Raw genomic sequence first — 16,875 nt, forward strand, 5'->3', positions numbered from 1 at the left:
GTTTCCGCAAACCACATTGTGGCTCGGTTCGCATCGATGAGACCTATGTGCGCGTCAAGGGCCAATGGCACTATCTGTATCGGGCCATCGACAAGCATGGAAATCCGGTCGATTTCTTGCTCACGGCAAAGCGCAATCTGAATGCGGCCAAGCGGTTCTTTCGAAAAATATCGAAGGATGCCCCGCTGCTTTCACCGAGCAAAATCGGCACAGATGGTGCCTGCAGGTTTCCTGCGGACATCGGGGACGAGGTTGACGGCGGTTTGCTTGCTTCTGATCCGGTGCACTATGTGACCAAGCATTTGCAAAAAGGTATCGAGAGCGATCATTTCAGGATGAAGAAGAACATGCCAAAAGTCGGCGGGTTCCGTTCGTTCAATTCAGCCAGAAAATCTATTGCCGGTTTTGAAGCCATGCTGTGGCTAAGGAAGGGCTTCGACTTTGACGGTCAGTGGAACGTCCGCGAGCAGAACGATCTGCTTGCGGTGCTCTTCGGAATCGAGAAAGGGAACGAAGCCTGAAAAGCGCTCCCATAACGGGATACGTCCGTCTGCGAAAATTGCGACAGGCCCGATGGGCGAGCATTTTCTGGGGCGCTTGATCAACCGACAGTTCGGACAATTTAGAAGGTGCCCTTGTGAAGGCAGGGATAGCGGTCTTTTTGAGGTTAGCGATGCGAAGGAATGATGAAGAACGTTTTAGGGGAAAAAATTTTAAGGTCATTATTAAGGGGATCTTTTTTCTTGCTGCCGCTCTGATTTTTGCGCTGCTTCGCGAAATTTTGCCAGTGCCATATGGTAATTTCGTTCCAGGGATGGTTGCGGTTTCCGTTGCTGCGTTCGCAGTTTATAAATTTAGGTAAAGGGAGCTGATCCATGCCGTGCTAGGAGCGGACGAAGTGCCGGTCAAACCGGTTCATCCATTTGCCGATCGCTTCCCGACTGACACCAATATCCCTCTGCGGTTCTGTCGCCAAGGGCGGCCTGCGGGTCTGTCGTGAAGGCATCGAGTAATGCTCGTCGGGGTGTCCACATAGTCACTTGATAAAGACCGGCCTCACAGGTGCCGCCCTAATAGGATATCTGATTGTCTCAGAAGGTTCCCGTATTCTCTTCCCCCCGCCCCGTAATCTCGTGCCGGTGCCATGACCCAAGAACTCCTCAAACGTTATCAGCCCAACTATCTGGGGGTTATGATTCTAGTTTTGTCCCTAGACGGCTTTCAGAAGATTTTGCCGCACATCTTTCTAAAACTCGATGACCCGAAGGCTTTTCAGCGAGCATGCTTTGCCGCCACGAAAGAAGTGCCAGAAGCCTATTATGATGAGAATGCGGTGGGGTGGCACCAGTGGCATGAGAAGATTGGTGCCAACTTCAGCAAACGTGCTGTTTACGATATTGCCCAACCGGATCGAAACCGTGTTCTGCACTGGCTTGAAAATGGAAACCCTTGCCAATTCCATGGCTTTGCTCATCGGCATTTTTGGGCTGGAGCTTGTACCTGGGCGCATAAATCCGACGCTGTTGCCGAGCACTTCAATGGCCCGGATCTCATGGTGATCAAGAATTTTGCGGAAGGCGTCTTTACCGAAAAAAATGACCCCGCTTATTCGGAAATAAAAGAGGACATTGCCTCAACGCCCGAGACCTTCTTCGACACATGGCAGAAGACCAAGTTCCACATATATATTATCCCGGGTGCAATGATTTCGGCTCCCTTTATTGGTCTCAATTGGATGCGAACCTCCCATATCGTAAAGAAACACACCGATTCTTATCTTTTGAAAGGCGGCGATCCCGCACTTCTGGAGCGAATGGTCATCCTCTATTCCGAGTTGAAGGAAAGCGAGACAAAATGGTCGCAGCCCTACATCGACGACAAGGAAGCCTTTAAAATCGAAAACCTTTGGTCGAATAAATTCCGGGAAAGCGAATTCTCATGACAATAAAGGTGAAATCGTCTTTTTTTGAAACGGGCGCAAAAAACAATGAAGAAGCTGTCATTCAGTATATCGAAAATAAATATAAAGCTGAATCAGCAGCCAACTTCTTCAATCTGAATAGTAGCGAAGAATCGCTGCGTTCCTTCGTCCAGCATTTATACGATCACGATATCTATGATGAAGAACTTATTGATCGGCTAACCGGCCGCATTGTTGATGAAAATTTACATCCGCTGCAGTGTATTCGGCTATCACAAATCATCAACGATCCGGACGAAGACCTTGAGGGCGAGGACAAGGAAGCCTTAATCGATCAGGTTCTTAATCTAGAGTGGCCTCACAAGCTTCAAAACTAAATTGGTGTGCTCAATGGCCGAACTTCTGTCCATTCTCACTCCTACTCCCGAACAAGAAGCAATAAACCTCGCACTTGGGGCCTGTCGCGAAGTTTTTCGCTTTAATCACGCCTTGAGATTTGGCTGTTGAAAGGGCGCTCCAGAAATTGGAGTTCCAGGAACATTTCTTCCAAGTCCCGATAGCTCAGCGGATAACGCAAATACCAGGACACTGCCTGGATGATCAGCCAAGCCTCGAACTGTCAGCCTTTGAAGTCAACTTTCGAACCGCGATTCCGCATGTCATCGCTGTCCGCCCGGACTTATATTGGTGCTGACAGGAGGCCGGTGATCTCTTCTTCCGCCAGCAGGTTTTCCCCGTTGCTACGGATATAGTCCAGAACCTTTTGCATTGCAGGATCCAGCGTCAGGTCGGCGCGGTGCAGGACAAACCAGTGCCGTACGATCGGCAGCAGTTCGGCGCGGATAATAGCAAGACGGTTCGATTTCAGTTCCTCGATCACGGTGTGCGCGGAAATCAGGGCGATGCCGAGACCGGCAATCACGGCCTGCTTGATCGACTCGTTCGATTCCATTTCCGTGAAAGTGAAGGCCTGGCCTTCACCCAGCTGGTCCAGAAAACGCATTGACAGGATGCGGGTCCCCGAACCGGGCTCGCGCATGATGAAGTTCTCGTTGACGATGTCTGAACTTTCGGCCGTGCCGCCTTGTGCCAGGGGGTGGGCGGGATGGGCAATCAACACATGGGGATGGTCGCCGATATTGTAGGCGGTTACCTCGGGTTGACGCGGTGGACGTCCCATGATCGCAATGTCGATCTTGCCGGAATCGAGATCGGAAATGGTTCGGTCACGGTTGCCAACTTGCAGCACCACTTCAATGTCCGGATAGTCCCTTTTCAGCTGGGCCACGATTGATGGTGCGAGATATTTGCACGTACTGACCACTCCCAGGACCACGCGTCCGGCCAGGCCCTTCTTCATTGCATCGATACTGCCGATCGCCCTGTTCAGGGCTGACAATGAGGTTTCATACGCGTCCAGCAACGCCCGGCCCGCTGTTGTCGCCTCGAAACTGCCGGCCCGGGTGCGGTTGACAAGAGCGCAGCCGAAATTCTCTTCCAGCACCTTGAGTTGGGTATGGACGGCAGGTGGCGTCAGGCCCAGCAAGTCAGCAGAATGACTGATACTGCCTGTTCTGACGACGGTGCTCAGAGCTCGCAACTGTTTGAAAGTGATGGCGTTAAGACGTGTCATTTAATTATTCTAAAACAAGGTTCTGAATTTTTAAATTTAGTTTATTTTCAAAACCCTGAATATCAAGGCCATCCACGAGGACGGGAGGCCTTGATGATCGACAATCGCCTAGCAGAAAAATGCGACCATCTTCCGGCTGAATGCCAGACCCTGGTCGACGCTCTCTGCCGCGTGGCCATTACGCTGTCGCGAAAGATCGCAAGGGGACCGCTGGAGGGGACGTTCGCAGCCGAAGTCGGCCGGAACACCGGAGGCGACTCGCAGAAAGCGCTCGATATCGAAGCCGATCTCGCGTTCGCTGACGCGGTGACCGGTTGCGGCGTGCGCTGGTATGCTTCCGAGGAACAGGAAAGTGTCCTGGAGATCGATCCGAACGGCTGGCTGGCGCTCGCGATCGATCCGCTCGATGGTTCCTCGAACATTGACGTCAACGTATCTATCGGCACCATATTTTCCGTGTTCGATGCCAAAGCGGATCGCGAAGCGTCTTTCCTGCGGCCGGCCCGGGAACAGATTGCGGCCGGGTATTTCATCTATGGCCCGCAGACCGCGCTTATCCTGACCTTCGGCGCAGGCGTGCTGCACTATGTGCTGGACCCCACCGATCTGCAGTTCAAGCTGATCAATGACCACCTGGTCATTCCCGAAAACGCCAGGGAATTTGCCATCAACGCGTCGAACTACCGCCATTGGTCCAGGCCGGTACGGGCCTATATCGACGATTGCCTGGCAGGTGACGAAGGCCCCCGGTCGAAAAACTTCAACATGCGCTGGGTGGCCTCGCTGGTGGCTGAAACTCACCGGATCCTGAGCCGGGGAGGCATCTTCCTGTATCCGGCGGACAGCCGGCCCGGCTACGAAAAAGGGCGTCTCAGGATCGTCTATGAATGTGCGCCTATTGCTTTCCTCGTTGAACAGGCCCGCGGCAAGGCGACCACCGGCACCGACCGCGTGCTCGACCAGACCGCTCAAACGCTACACCAGCGTACGGGGTTTGTTTTCGGATCGGCCGACAAGGTTGACCGGGTTACCGCCTATCACGACCTGCCCGACCAGGAAGTCTCTGCCTTGTTCGGCACCCGTGGCCTGTTTCGTGGCTGAGACCTGTGCCCGCGTTGGCACGACAAGGATCTGAGGGATTATCATGTCCAAGAAACATCCGATTATCTCGGTGACCGGCTCCTCGGGTTCGGGCACTACGACGGTCAAGAGCACCTTCGATCAGATATTCCGCCGGGAGGGCATCAGCACCGTTTCGATTGAGGGGGATGCCTTTCACCGTTACGACCGGGCAGAGATGAAACGGGAGCTTGATGTCCGCAAGAGCGCCGGCGACGAGACCTTCAGCCATTTCAGCTATGACGCAAACGAACTGGAAAAGCTTGCAGAGGTCTTCCGCACCTATGCTGAAACCGGCCAGGGCGAAACCCGCCATTATATCCATGACGAGGAAGAAGCCGAACGTTATGGCGCTGAACCTGGAACCTTCACCGGCTGGGCGCCTTTTGAGGAAGGCTCGGACCTGCTGTTCTACGAAGGGCTCCATGGCGCCGTCGTAAATGACAGCGTCAACCTGTCGGCGCTCGCGGATCTGAAGATCGGCGTCGTCCCGGTGATCAATCTGGAGTGGATCCAGAAGATCCACCGCGACAAGGCCCGGCGGGGCTATTCGACCGAGGCCGTGACGGACACGATCCTTCGGCGCATGCATGCCTATGTGCACTGTATCTGCCCGCAATTCACCGAAACCGACATCAATTTCCAGCGGGTTCCGGTGGTGGACACGTCAAACCCATTTATCGCGCGCTGGATTCCGACCGCGGACGAGAGCCTCGTGGTCATCCGCTTCAAGAACCCGCGCGGCATCGATTTCGCCTATCTGCGGACCATGATCCACGACAGCTGGATGACCCGCGCCAATTCCATCGTCATTCCCGGCGGCAAGATGGATCTGGCGATGCAGCTGATCTTCACCCCGATGATCCTTCGCCTCGTCAACGAATCCAGACGCGCCTAAAGGAGAGCCCAATGAACATTCAGGTCACCATGCAAGCAACGGAAACCGCGATGGCCAACGCCATTCGCGCCCTTGCGATGGATGCGGTCCAGGCGGCAAAGTCCGGGCATCCCGGCGCGCCGATGGGCCTTGCAGATGTCGCTACGGTGCTCTTCAACCGCTTCATCAAGATCGATCCGTCAGATCCCGACTGGCCAGACCGTGACCGCTTCGTGCTGAGCGCGGGTCACGCTTCGATGCTGCTCTACGCAATCCACCACCTGCTCGGCTATGACGACATGGACGCGGAGCAGCTCCGCCGCTTCCGCCAACTCGGCGCACGCACGGCGGGTCATCCCGAGCATGGCCATGCCAAGGGCATCGAGACGACCACGGGACCGCTCGGCCAGGGCATCGCCACCGCAGTGGGCATGGCGTTGGCAGAACGCATGCTGAATGCCCGTTTCGACAACGATCTTGTCAACCACTACACCTATGTTCTTGCCGGTGACGGCTGCCTCATGGAAGGCATCTGCCACGAGGCGATCGACCTCGCCGGCCACCTCGGCCTCGGACGCCTGATCGTCTTCTGGGACGACAACCGGATCACCATCGACGGCGCCACGGACCTGTCGACATCGATGGATCAAATGAAACGGTTCGATGCCGCCGGCTGGCAGGTGCAGGCTATTGACGGCCATGACATGGATGCGATTGCCGATGCCATAGCCAATGCTTGTGAAGAAACAGGCAAGCCGTCGCTGATCGCCTGCAACACGGTCATCGGCAAGGGCGCACCCAACAAGGCGGGCAGCCACAAGGTCCATGGCGAGCCCCTCGGAGACGAGGAGATCGCTGCGACCCGAAAAGCGCTGGATTGGCCGCATGCTGCTTTCGAGGTTCCGCAACCGGTTCGAGATGCCTGGGCGGCTGTCTCGCGGCGCGGTCGCATTGCGAACGAGACCTGGAAACGACGAAAGGCAGCACACCCCCGGGGTGCGGAGTTCGACGCAAGTTTCGCCGAACCGGACGCAGATACCCTCGGTAAGGCGATCAGCGATCACAAGCGGCAGCTCAGCGTGGACGCGCCGAAGATCGCAACGCGCAAGGCTTCGGAACTCGCCCTTGAAGTGGTCAATTCCGTGCTGGCGAACACGATCGGTGGCTCGGCCGACCTGACCGGGTCGAACAATACCCGGACGAGTGGCATGCGAGCAGTCTCCCGGACAAATTTCGGCGGCAACTATCTCCACTACGGCATTCGTGAACACGGCATGGCAGCGGCCATGAACGGCATCACGCTTCACGGCGGGTTCCGCGCCTATGGCGGCACGTTCTTGGCTTTTGCCGATTATTGCCGACCGTCAATCCGCCTGTCGGCCCTGATGGGCGTGCCGGTGACCTATGTCATGACCCATGACAGCATCGGCCTTGGTGAGGACGGCCCGACCCATCAGCCGGTCGAGACGCTTGCCTCTTTGAGAGCCATGCCGAACCTGACCGTTATCCGTCCGGCCGACGCCGTGGAGACCGCCGAAGCCTGGGAAATTGCCGCGACCGCGAAGAAAACGCCGACGGTGCTGTGCCTGTCCCGGCAGGGGCTGCCGACGGTCCGCAAGGATCATACGTGCGAGAACAGGACCCGCCGCGGTGCCTATTTGCTGAAGGAACCGTGCGGTGCCCGTCATTTGACGCTGATCGCCACCGGGTCAGAGGTCGAGATCGCGCTTGCTGCCGCAGACCTTCTGGCGATCAACGGCATCAAGGCCGCCGTTGTCTCTGCCCCCTCTTTCGAACTTTTTGCCTGTCAGGATCAGGCGTATCGCGACGCAGTGCTCGGCACAGCGCCACGCGTGGGTGTGGAAGCGGCTGTCCGTCAGGGCTGGGACGTCCTGATCGGTTCCGGCGGCGCATTTGTCGGCATGACCGGCTTCGGCGCGTCGGCCCCGGCTTCCGACCTCTACGAACATTTCGGCATCACCCCGGTCGCCGTCGCCACCGCTGCAAAAGCACTTCTGTAAACTCGAGGAGATCTCCATGGCGCTCATCACTCTCCGGCAGCTCCTGGACCACGCCGCCGAGCACGGCTACGGCGTTCCGGCGTTCAACATCAACAACATGGAACAGGGACTGGCGATCCTGCGCGCGGCTTCAAGCTGCGATGCGCCAGTCATCCTGCAGGCAAGCCGAGGGGCGCGCTCCTATGCCGGCGACATCATGCTGCGCAACATGGTTGCCGCGCTCGCCGAGATGCATCCAGGCATTCCGATTGTCATGCATCAGGACCACGGCAACAACGAAGCCACGTGCCTTTCGGCGATACGCCACGGTTTCACTTCGGTGATGATGGACGGCTCGCTGGAAGAGGACATGAAGACACCGGCAAGCTACGATTACAATGCTGAGATCACCCGCAAGGTGACACGCGCCGCCCATTCGGTCGGTGCATCGGTGGAAGGCGAACTCGGCGTCCTGGGCTCCCTGGAAACCGGCAAGGCCGGCGAGGAGGACGGCTCGGGCGCTTCGGGCAAGCTCGACCACCACCAGCTCCTGACGGATCCGGACCAGGCGGCAGATTTTGTCCAGGCGACCAGATGCGATGCGCTCGCCATCGCCTGCGGTACAAGCCACGGGGCCTACAAGTTCAGCCGCAAGCCCGATGGCGAGATCCTGTCGATGAAGACCATCGAGGCAATCCACCGGAAACTGCCCTCGACTCATCTCGTCATGCACGGCTCGAGTTCGGTTCCGCAATATCTGCAGGATCTCATCAACGAAAATGGTGGCGATATGCCCCAGACCTATGGTGTGCCGGTGGAAGAGATCGAGCGTGGCATCAGGATGGGCGTGCGCAAGGTCAACATCGACACCGATTGCCGCATGGCAATGACGGGTCAGTTCCGCAGGGTCGCGAGGGAGAAGCCGGCCGAATTCGACCCGCGCAAATTCATGATCCCAGCGATGACCGAACTTGAAACCCTCTGCCGCGACCGGTTCGAACGGTTCGGCACCGCCGGACAGGCTTGCAGGATCAGGCCGGTGTCGCTCGACGACATGGCCGAGCGCTACAGGTCGGGGTCTCTCGACCCGCAGACCGTGACTTCCCGGGCCGCATAACCCGCCAACCAAGGAGACGGACCATGAACCAGATCAGCACGCCCAAGGAAATCAAGGGCAAGGAACGCTACAAGGCCGGTGTCCTGAAATATGCCCAGATGGGCTATTGGGACGGCGACTATGTACCCAAAGACACCGACATTCTGGCCCTCTTCCGTATCACGCCACAGGATGGCGTCGATCCGATCGAGGCCGCTGCCGCGGTTGCCGGCGAAAGCTCCACGGCAACCTGGACAGTCGTCTGGACCGATCGGCTGACTGCCTGCGACAGCTACCGCGCCAAGGCTTACCGGGTCGAGCCGGTGCCGAACCAGGAAGGACAGTATTTTGCCTACGTCGCCTATGACCTGATCCTGTTCGAGGAAGGTTCGATCGCGAACCTCACCGCTTCAATCATCGGAAACGTGTTCTCGTTCAAGCCTCTCAGGGCCGCGCGCCTCGAGGACATGCGCCTGCCGGTTGCCTATGTCAAAACCTTTGCCGGACCACCGACCGGTCTGATCGTCGAGCGCGAGCGCCTCGACAAGTTTGGCAAGCCGCTCCTGGGTGCAACCACCAAACCGAAACTCGGCCTTTCGGGCAAGAACTACGGCCGTGTTGTCTACGAAGGCCTCAAGGGCGGTCTCGACTTCATGAAGGACGACGAGAACATCAACTCCCAGCCCTTCATGCATTGGCGCGACCGCTTCCTTTACTGCATGGAGGCCGTCAACAAGGCGAGCGCCGAGACCGGTGAGATCAAGGGGCACTATCTCAATATTACCGCCGGGACGATGGAGGAAATGTACAGGCGCGCCGAATTCGCCAAGGAACTCGGCTCCGTGGTCGTCATGGTGGACCTGATCGTCGGCTGGACCGCGATTCAATCCATCAGCAACTGGTGCCGCGACAACAACATGATCCTGCACATGCACCGCGCAGGCCATGGCACCTATACGCGGCAGAAGAACCACGGCATCTCATTCCGCGTCATCGCCAAATGGCTGCGTCTTGCAGGCGTCGATCATCTGCATTGCGGCACCGCTGTCGGCAAGCTCGAGGGAGACCCGCTGACCGTCCAGGGCTACTACAATGTCTGCCGAGAAACGTACAATGAGGTCGATCTGCCGCGTGGCAACTTCTTCGAGCAGGACTGGGCCGATCTGAAAAAGGTCATGCCCGTTGCTTCGGGCGGCATCCATGCCGGCCAGATGCACCAGTTGCTGGATCTTTTCGGCGACGATGTCGTGCTGCAGTTCGGCGGGGGCACTATCGGTCACCCGATGGGCATCCAGGCGGGAGCGACCGCCAACCGTGTGGCGCTGGAGGCCATGGTGCTCGCGCGCAACGAAGGCCGAGACATCAGGAACGAGGGTCCGCAGATCCTGCGTGAGGCCGCCAGATGGTGCAAACCGCTGGAAGCGGCCCTCGATACCTGGGGCAACATCACCTTCAACTACACCTCGACCGACACGTCGGACTTCGTCCCGACCGCCTCGGTTGCAATGTGAGGAGAACGACTCATGCGCATCACTCAAGGATGTTTTTCGTTTCTGCCCGATCTGACCGATGCCCAGATCGGTGCCCAGATCGAATACTGCCTGCAGCAAGATTGGGCGATCGGTGTGGAGTTCACCAACGACCCGCATCCTCGCAACACCTATTGGGATATGTGGGGCAACCCCATGTTCGACCTGCGGGACGCCAAGGGCGTGATGATGGAACTGGAAGAATGCCGCAAGGCTCATCCGGACGCCTATATTCGCATCAATGCCTTCGACGACGTGCGCGGCATAGAGTCGGTCAAGATGTCCTTCATCGTCAACCGTCCGGCCGCAGAGCCGAAAATCCATATGCAGCGCATCGACTTCATCGACCGCGCCCAGAAATACAGCTGGGACGTGCGTTACTGAACCTCGACCAGCCCACCTTCGCACGCTGCAGGACAGCGTGCGGCTCTTCCGCAAATGCAGGAGCGTGCGCAATGACCACCGAGATGATCGATGCAACTGAAAAAGCTCCGCCGACCACGATCGATCTGGCCACCGAGTATGAATCGTCCGGGGTTGCCGACGTCCTCAGGGAACTGGACGAGCACCTGATCGGCCTTGCCCCGGTCAAGCAGCGCATCCGCGAGACTGCGGCTTTGCTCCTGGTCGACCGTGCCCGGCGCGAAATGGGACTTACCCAGGAGACCCCTACCTTGCACATGTCCTTCACCGGCAATCCGGGTACAGGCAAGACCACGGTCGCGCTGATGATGGCAGGCCTGTTGCATCGCCTCGGCTATGTGCGAAAGGGCCATCTCGTATCCGTGACTCGCGACGATCTGGTCGGTCAGTACATCGGCCATACGGCGCCCAAGACCAAGGAGGTGCTGAAGAAGGCCATGGGTGGCGTCCTCTTCATCGACGAGGCCTATTACCTTTACAAGCCCGACAACGAGCGCGACTACGGCCAGGAAGCAATCGAGATCCTGTTGCAGGTGATGGAGAACAACCGCGACGACCTGGTCGTCATCATGGCTGGCTACGCCAACAAGATGGACCAGTTCTTTTCAGCGAATCCCGGTTTCCGTTCCCGCATCGCCCATCACATCGATTTTCCGGACTACGCAGAGGAGGAATTGTTGCGCATCGCCAGGTCCATGCTGGCGGCGCAGAACTATTTTCTCGATGACGCTGCCGAGCGGGCTTTGGCCGACTATATCGGCCTCCGCCGGCAGCAGCCGCACTTCGCCAATGCCCGCTCGGTGCGCAATGCCCTCGACCGGGCGCGCCTGCGCCAGGCCAACCGTCTCTTCAGTGAAGCCAAAGGCCCGCTGGATGCCGATGCCCTGTCGATGATCTGTGAACCGGACATTCGGGCGAGCCGTGTCTTCAGGGGCGGCCTCGATACCGACCTTGCCGCCCGGCCGCAAGCGGCGGAGTAGCCGGACCACTCAAGCAAACCTCTGAGGACAGACCGATGACCTTCGAACCTTCCGTCAGGATCGCCCCCTCGATCCTTTCCGCCGACTTCGCTGATTTCGGCGCCGAAATCCGGGCAATCGAGCAACAGGGCTGCGATTGGGTACATGTCGACGTGATGGACGGTCATTTCGTGCCGAACCTGACCTTCGGCCCGCAACTCTGCAAGGCGATCCGGCCCCACATAACAACGGTGATGGACGTCCACCTGATGATCGCGCCTGCCGACCCCTATATCGAGTCTTTCGCGGAGGCGGGGGCGGACATCATCACCGCGCATCTGGAAGCCGGCCCCCACCCCCACCGGACGCTCCAGGCCATCCGTGCGACGGGGAAAAAGGCCGGGCTCGCCCTCAATCCTGGAACACCGGTAGAGGCGGCGACTCCCCTCCTGGACCTTTGTGACCTGATCTTGGTCATGACAGTGAACCCCGGTTTCGGCGGCCAGAAATTCATTGAAACGCAGGTTGACCAGATCCGCCGACTGAAGGCACTCATCGGTGACCGGCCGATCCTGATCGAGGTCGACGGAGGCATCGACCCGACAACCGCGCCTCTCGTGTCGGATGCCGGGGCGAGTGTGTTGGTCGCGGGTTCCGCCGTGTTCCGGGGCGGCTCCGTACGGGTTCCTTCCGTTTACGGCGACAATATCCGCACCCTTCGCGAAGCGGCGGCAGAGGCAAGCACAAAGGCGGCATGACCGAGCCGGGACATTCCGAACGGTGCTGTCACCTTATTCCTATGGCAACAATTTCTGTGTAGCTGCGGGTGTATGGCCAGAACTGCGCCGACTTACAAAAACCATTCGCTATCCGATTGAAATTGTCTCACGTGCTGTTTGGCACTATTTCCGTTTCAATCTGAGCCTGCGCGCTGTCGAAGAAATGTTGTTCGAACGGGGCGTCGTCGTTTCTTATGAGACCATCCGTCGATGGTGCCGCAAGCATGGTACCGAGTATGCGCGTCGTCTGCGCCGCAAAGCACCGGGAAAAGCTGATATCTGGCACCTCGACAAAGTCGTGGTGCGCATTCATGGCCGGAAATGCTGGCTGTGGCGTGCGGTTGATCAGGACGACTATGTTCTCGATGAGATCGTTCAGACGCGCCGTACCACCAAGGCGGCCAAGCACCTGCTGATGCGACTTTTAAAGAAGCAGGGCCTGCCACCAAAGCGCATGATCACCGACAAGCTGGCTCCTATGGTCCGGCCAAACGCCAGGTCATGCCCACCGTCGAACACCGCTCACACAAAGGTTTGAATAATCGGGCCGAGAGAATCCACATCTTCCGTTTCGAAAACGGGAAAGAACGCGCCAGGGCTTTCGGTCGATAAGGTCACTGCGGCACTTCGTGTCGATATTTTTTCTGTGCGGAACCACTTCGTTCCATCACACGCCGTCCACTCTGCAGCACAAATTCGAGATCATCGACTTCGGGCCATTGCCGAGTGGAAAACCGTGAGTGAACGACACGTCTGAAAAAAACGACGCAACTTCCCGAGTCTATACTTTAAACAATGTGACAGCTCAGTTCGTTCTAATCAATGCAGATGTTTTGAACCTGGCGAACCGAAGTAGCAAATCGGAGAAGGAAATCAGGATGAGTGTTGATATTTGGGCGAGTAAGGCAGGGGTCGATCCAACTCGAATAAAGTTTTTCGAAGCCGATTTATCGCTTTCGGATCTGAACAAAGCGATCGAGTCTGGGGAAAGAAATGTAAAAGGTGAAGCCTTGTCCGCAGACTGGTTTCCCAAAGAGGCTTACGGAAGGTATGCAGAAAAATTCCTGCCGAAACAGGAAGATCTTATCTATTTTGGAAGTTTTTTCGTTGTGTCTGCTCGTTTAGCGAAAATTCTGCAAGATCTCGATCTTGGGGGCGGCGCGCTGTATCCAATAAAGCTATTTCAGCATGACCGTAAAACTCCGGTCGACGGCTCCTACTATTGCCTAAATTTCGGGAATGCAAAACTTTGGTTTCTCCCGGAAAACTCTCCGCGGACAAGGTGTTTGAACACGACTAACGGTCCGCATTGGAAGCCACCCATGGAGCTAAATGATGACGACATCACCGTAAGTGCAGAGGCCGCGGCAGGTGCAGACCTTTGGATCGATCCAAGATTAAAAAATGTGTTTTTTGTCAGTGCCCGATTGGCCACTGCTTTGCGGCAGGCCGACCTCGAAAAGTTTTTTCGTTTTAAGAAATGCAACATTCTAACCGGTACGGTGGAGTTAAGTTAGTCGGGACTTGGAGGAAATGTTCCTGGAACGCGGCTTCAAAGTCGATCACAGCACTATCAACCGGTGGGTTCTGACCTATGCTCCTCTGATGGAGAAACGGTTGCGGCGTTTCCGCAAACCGCATTGTGGCTCGGTTCTCATCGATGAGACCTATGTGCGCGTCAAGGGCCAATGGCGCTATCTGTATCGGGTCATCGACAAACATGGAAATCCGGTCGATTTCTTGCTCACGGCAACGCGCAATCTGAATGCGGCCAAGCGGTTCTTTCGAAAAATGTTGCAGGATGCCCCGCTGCTGTCACCGGGCAAAATCGGCACAGATGGTGCCAGCATATTTTCTCCGGCCATCCAAGGTTCAGTTGACGGCGGCCTGCTTGCTTCGGATCCGGTGCACTATGTGACCAAGTATCTGCAACAAGGCATTGAGAGCGGCCATTTCTGGCTGAAGAAAATATGCCGAAAGTAGGCGGGTTCCGCTCGTTTAACTCAGCCAGAAATTCCATTGCCGGTTTTGAAGCCATGCTATGGCTCAAAAAGGGCTTCGGCTTGACCGGCTAGTGGAGCGTCCGCGAACAGAACGATCTGCTTGCGGTGCTCTTCGGAATTGAAAAAGGGAATGAAGCCTGAAAGTCGTTCCCAAAATGGCAGAAACCTGCCCGAACGCAAAAGTTGCGACACGCCTATTGGGCGTCGGCCCTATTTGAAGCACACCATATTCCATTTAACGATGTTATATGTGATGCTTTTGATGTGACGTCTCTCTTTGAGGACCAGACAGGTACCGAGAGCGATAATGTGGGAACTGGGGCGCATGACAATGGATACAGGGACAGTCCTCGCGGATGCGCCGCGCGCGCCCGCCTTCATCGTGACCATCTACGGCGATGTGGTGGAGCCGCGCGGGGGCATGCTTTGGATGGGCACCTTGATCGACTGCTGTGCCGCGCACGGTCTGAGCGAAAGTCTTGTGCGCACCGCCATGTCCCGGCTTGTGGCGGCAGGGCGTCTGGAAGGGGTGCGGGTCGGGCGGAAAAGCTACTACCGCCTCTCCGAGGCCGCTCGGGATGAGTTTCACGCAGCGGCAAAGCTCCTGTTTCGACCGACGCCCGCGACAAAGGGCTGGTTGATTTGTTTGTCAGACACCTCTTTCGATCAAGAACTTGCCGACGGCTGGGTCCGGTTTTCGCCGACCGTTGCCCTTGCGCCGGACCGCCCGGATGTGGCGCGGATGGACGGCGTTCTGATGGCGGCCCGGCATTTGGGCGGATACGGCGATTTGCGGGCTCTGGCGTGGGACAAATGGGGGCTTGAGGCGGTCGCCGCGGCCTATGACAGATTTCTGGACCGCCATGGGTGGCTGATGTCTCGGCTGGCGGAGGAGACCCCGTTTCCGTCAAAGGACGCGCTGGATCTGCGCTTGCGCCTTGTCCACGATTACCGTCTCGCGGCGCTCAATGACCCGAGGCTACCAGAAGACGCCTGTCCGCCGGACTGGCCTGCGGACCGGGCGCGTCAGCTTTTCGTGCGTGCCTACGTCGGCCTGTCCGCGCCCGCGGACCGCTACGTCGGAGAGGTTTTTCTTAGCAATGACGGGGCCTTGCCCACGCAGAGCGCCGGGAGCGAGCGGCGTCTGATCCAGCTGAATCAAGAGATCGCCGCGTGGGCGGAAAACGGCTGATCACTCAAAGCATCACGTAAAATCGAATAAATCACTTAACACGTGCTGTTTTGAGTGCTATATGTCTGACCGAACGGTCGGCCTATGGTTCGGCGGGAGAGTTCTGAGGGAGGAAACTTGATGGCTGACGCCTTTATCTGCGACGCTGTCCGCACACCCATCGGACGCTACGGCGGGGCCTTGTCCGGCGTGCGCGCCGACGATCTGGCCGCAGTGCCGCTGGCCGCGCTAGTCGCGCGCAACGGGTCTGTCGACTGGGAAAGCGTGGACGACATCATTTATGGCTGCGCCAACCAGGCGGGGGAGGACAACCGCAACGTCGCACGGATGGCGGGGCTGCTGGCCGGTCTGCCGATTGAAGTACCGGGCACGACGGTCAACCGGCTGTGCGGGTCGGGCATGGATGCCATCGGCCTTGCGGCGCGCACGATCCGCGCGGGCGATGGTGACCTGCTCCTGGCGGGTGGTGTCGAGAGTATGAGCCGCGCGCCCTTCGTGATGGCCAAGGCGACCTCTGCCTTTTCGCGCAACGCCGAGATGTATGACACGACCATCGGCTGGCGGTTCAAGAACCCCAAGCTGAACAAGGCTCACGGCACACATTCGATGCCTGAAACCGCCGACAACGTGGCCGCCGACTACGGCATCTGCCGCGCCGATCAGGACGCCTTTGCCGCACGGTCCCAGGCGCGGTGGGAAGCGGCGCAGGCCGCAGGTATCTTCGCCGAAGAGATCGTCTCTGTTACAATCCCGCAGCGCAAGGGCGATCCAAAAGTCGTCGATACCGACGAACATCCGCGCCCCGGCACAACGGTTGAGGATCTCGCGCGGCTCCGCGGCGTGAACGGACCGGATCTGAGCGTGACGGCTGGCAACGCCTCTGGCGTGAACGACGGGGCGGCTGCGGCGATCATCGCCTCCGAGGCCGCGGCGCAGAAGAACGGGCTAACCCCGCAGGCGCGTATCGTCGCCATGGCGGCGGCGGGGGTGCCCCCGCGCGTGATGGGCATGGGGCCGCTGCCCGCGACGCTCAAGGTGCTGGGACTGGCTGGTCTGACGCTCGACCAGATGGACGTGATAGAGTTGAACGAGGCCTTTGCCGCTCAGGGTCTGGCCGTGATGCGCGAGCTGGGCCTGCCCGATGATGCGGCCCATGTGAATATGAACGGCGGGGCCATAGCGATGGGCCATCCACTAGGCATGTCGGGGGCGCGGCTTGTGCTGACCGCCGCCCGGCAACTGCATCGCACGAATGGCCGCTATGCCCTGTGCACCATGTGCGTGGGCGTGGGGCAGGGGATCGCGATGATCCTCGAACGCACTTAATTCTTTTCAGGAGGAGCG

At 58.1% G+C, this 16,875-nt stretch carries 15 protein-coding genes and 3 pseudogenes; 16 read left to right on the forward strand and 2 right to left on the reverse strand.

Features of this window, described 5'->3' with window-relative positions:
* The 3 genes from AC2A6O_RS25340 to AC2A6O_RS25350 form a co-directional block, all read left to right on the forward strand.
* On the forward strand, positions 1–521 hold a 521-nt coding region (locus AC2A6O_RS25340), incomplete at its 5' end, for an IS6 family transposase (RefSeq protein WP_498931252.1).
* Between the two features lie 623 nt (positions 522–1,144).
* Entirely contained in the window at positions 1,145–1,942 is a 798-nt protein-coding gene (locus tag AC2A6O_RS25345; protein WP_498931254.1) for a hypothetical protein, read from the forward strand.
* Positions 1,939–2,298, forward strand: coding sequence for a hypothetical protein (locus tag AC2A6O_RS25350; RefSeq protein WP_498931256.1), 360 nt, complete (start codon positions 1,939–1,941; stop codon positions 2,296–2,298). Before AC2A6O_RS25345 ends, AC2A6O_RS25350 begins: the two co-directional genes overlap by 4 nt.
* Before the next feature lie 143 nt (positions 2,299–2,441).
* Here the strand turns inward: AC2A6O_RS25350 and AC2A6O_RS25355 are convergent.
* Both AC2A6O_RS25355 and AC2A6O_RS25360 read right to left on the reverse strand, forming a co-directional pair.
* Positions 2,442–2,579: pseudogene (locus AC2A6O_RS25355) on the reverse strand (IS6 family transposase); the annotation flags it as partial.
* Between the two features lie 21 nt (positions 2,580–2,600).
* Positions 2,601–3,554, reverse strand: coding sequence for a LysR family transcriptional regulator (locus AC2A6O_RS25360; RefSeq protein WP_498931258.1), 954 nt, complete (start codon positions 3,552–3,554; stop codon positions 2,601–2,603).
* 93 nt (positions 3,555–3,647) lie between these two features.
* Between AC2A6O_RS25360 and AC2A6O_RS25365 the strand changes: the two genes are divergently transcribed.
* The 13 genes and pseudogenes from AC2A6O_RS25365 (at position 3,648) to pcaF (ending at position 16,857) form a co-directional block, all read left to right on the forward strand.
* Positions 3,648–4,655 carry a class 1 fructose-bisphosphatase gene (locus tag AC2A6O_RS25365; RefSeq protein WP_498931260.1) on the forward strand — a complete coding sequence of 336 codons (1,008 nt, stop codon included), beginning with the start codon at positions 3,648–3,650 and terminating at the stop codon, positions 4,653–4,655.
* Between the two features lie 43 nt (positions 4,656–4,698).
* Positions 4,699–5,571, forward strand: a complete 873-nt coding sequence (locus tag AC2A6O_RS25370; RefSeq protein WP_148582515.1) for a phosphoribulokinase — start codon at positions 4,699–4,701, stop codon at positions 5,569–5,571.
* 11 nt (positions 5,572–5,582) lie between these two features.
* On the forward strand, positions 5,583–7,571 hold the full coding sequence (gene tkt / locus AC2A6O_RS25375; protein ID WP_498931262.1) for a transketolase: 1,989 nt from the start codon (positions 5,583–5,585) through the stop codon (positions 7,569–7,571).
* 16 nt (positions 7,572–7,587) lie between these two features.
* Positions 7,588–8,667 (forward strand): class II fructose-bisphosphate aldolase, encoded by a 1,080-nt coding sequence (fba, locus tag AC2A6O_RS25380; RefSeq protein ID WP_498931264.1) that lies wholly within the window; start codon positions 7,588–7,590, stop codon positions 8,665–8,667.
* Between the two features lie 23 nt (positions 8,668–8,690).
* Positions 8,691–10,157 carry a form I ribulose bisphosphate carboxylase large subunit gene (locus AC2A6O_RS25385; RefSeq protein WP_498931266.1) on the forward strand — a complete coding sequence of 489 codons (1,467 nt, stop codon included), beginning with the start codon at positions 8,691–8,693 and terminating at the stop codon, positions 10,155–10,157.
* A 12-nt stretch (positions 10,158–10,169) separates the two neighbouring features.
* Positions 10,170–10,559 carry a ribulose bisphosphate carboxylase small subunit gene (locus AC2A6O_RS25390; RefSeq protein ID WP_498931268.1) on the forward strand — a complete coding sequence of 130 codons (390 nt, stop codon included), beginning with the start codon at positions 10,170–10,172 and terminating at the stop codon, positions 10,557–10,559.
* Between the two features lie 71 nt (positions 10,560–10,630).
* Positions 10,631–11,578, forward strand: coding sequence for a CbbX protein (cbbX, locus tag AC2A6O_RS25395; RefSeq protein ID WP_498931270.1), 948 nt, complete (start codon positions 10,631–10,633; stop codon positions 11,576–11,578).
* A 35-nt stretch (positions 11,579–11,613) separates the two neighbouring features.
* Entirely contained in the window at positions 11,614–12,315 is a 702-nt protein-coding gene (gene rpe / locus AC2A6O_RS25400) for a ribulose-phosphate 3-epimerase (RefSeq protein WP_498931272.1), read from the forward strand.
* Positions 12,316–12,340: 25 nt separating this feature from the next.
* A pseudogene (locus AC2A6O_RS25405) lies at positions 12,341–13,093 on the forward strand (IS6 family transposase).
* On the forward strand, positions 13,077–13,853 hold the full coding sequence (locus tag AC2A6O_RS25410; protein WP_498931274.1) for an imm11 family protein: 777 nt from the start codon (positions 13,077–13,079) through the stop codon (positions 13,851–13,853). Before AC2A6O_RS25405 ends, AC2A6O_RS25410 begins: the two are co-directional and overlap by 17 nt.
* A gap of 1 nt (position 13,854) precedes the next feature.
* Positions 13,855–14,480 (forward strand): annotated as a pseudogene (locus AC2A6O_RS25415) (IS6 family transposase); the annotation flags it as partial.
* 184 nt (positions 14,481–14,664) lie between these two features.
* On the forward strand, positions 14,665–15,531 hold the full coding sequence (locus tag AC2A6O_RS25420) for a PaaX family transcriptional regulator C-terminal domain-containing protein (RefSeq protein ID WP_498931276.1): 867 nt from the start codon (positions 14,665–14,667) through the stop codon (positions 15,529–15,531).
* A 120-nt stretch (positions 15,532–15,651) separates the two neighbouring features.
* Positions 15,652–16,857 carry a 3-oxoadipyl-CoA thiolase gene (gene pcaF, locus AC2A6O_RS25425; RefSeq protein WP_498931277.1) on the forward strand — a complete coding sequence of 402 codons (1,206 nt, stop codon included), beginning with the start codon at positions 15,652–15,654 and terminating at the stop codon, positions 16,855–16,857.
* Positions 16,858–16,875 lie beyond the last annotated feature (18 nt).

Source organism: Labrenzia sp. ATLA3, assembly GCF_057180185.1.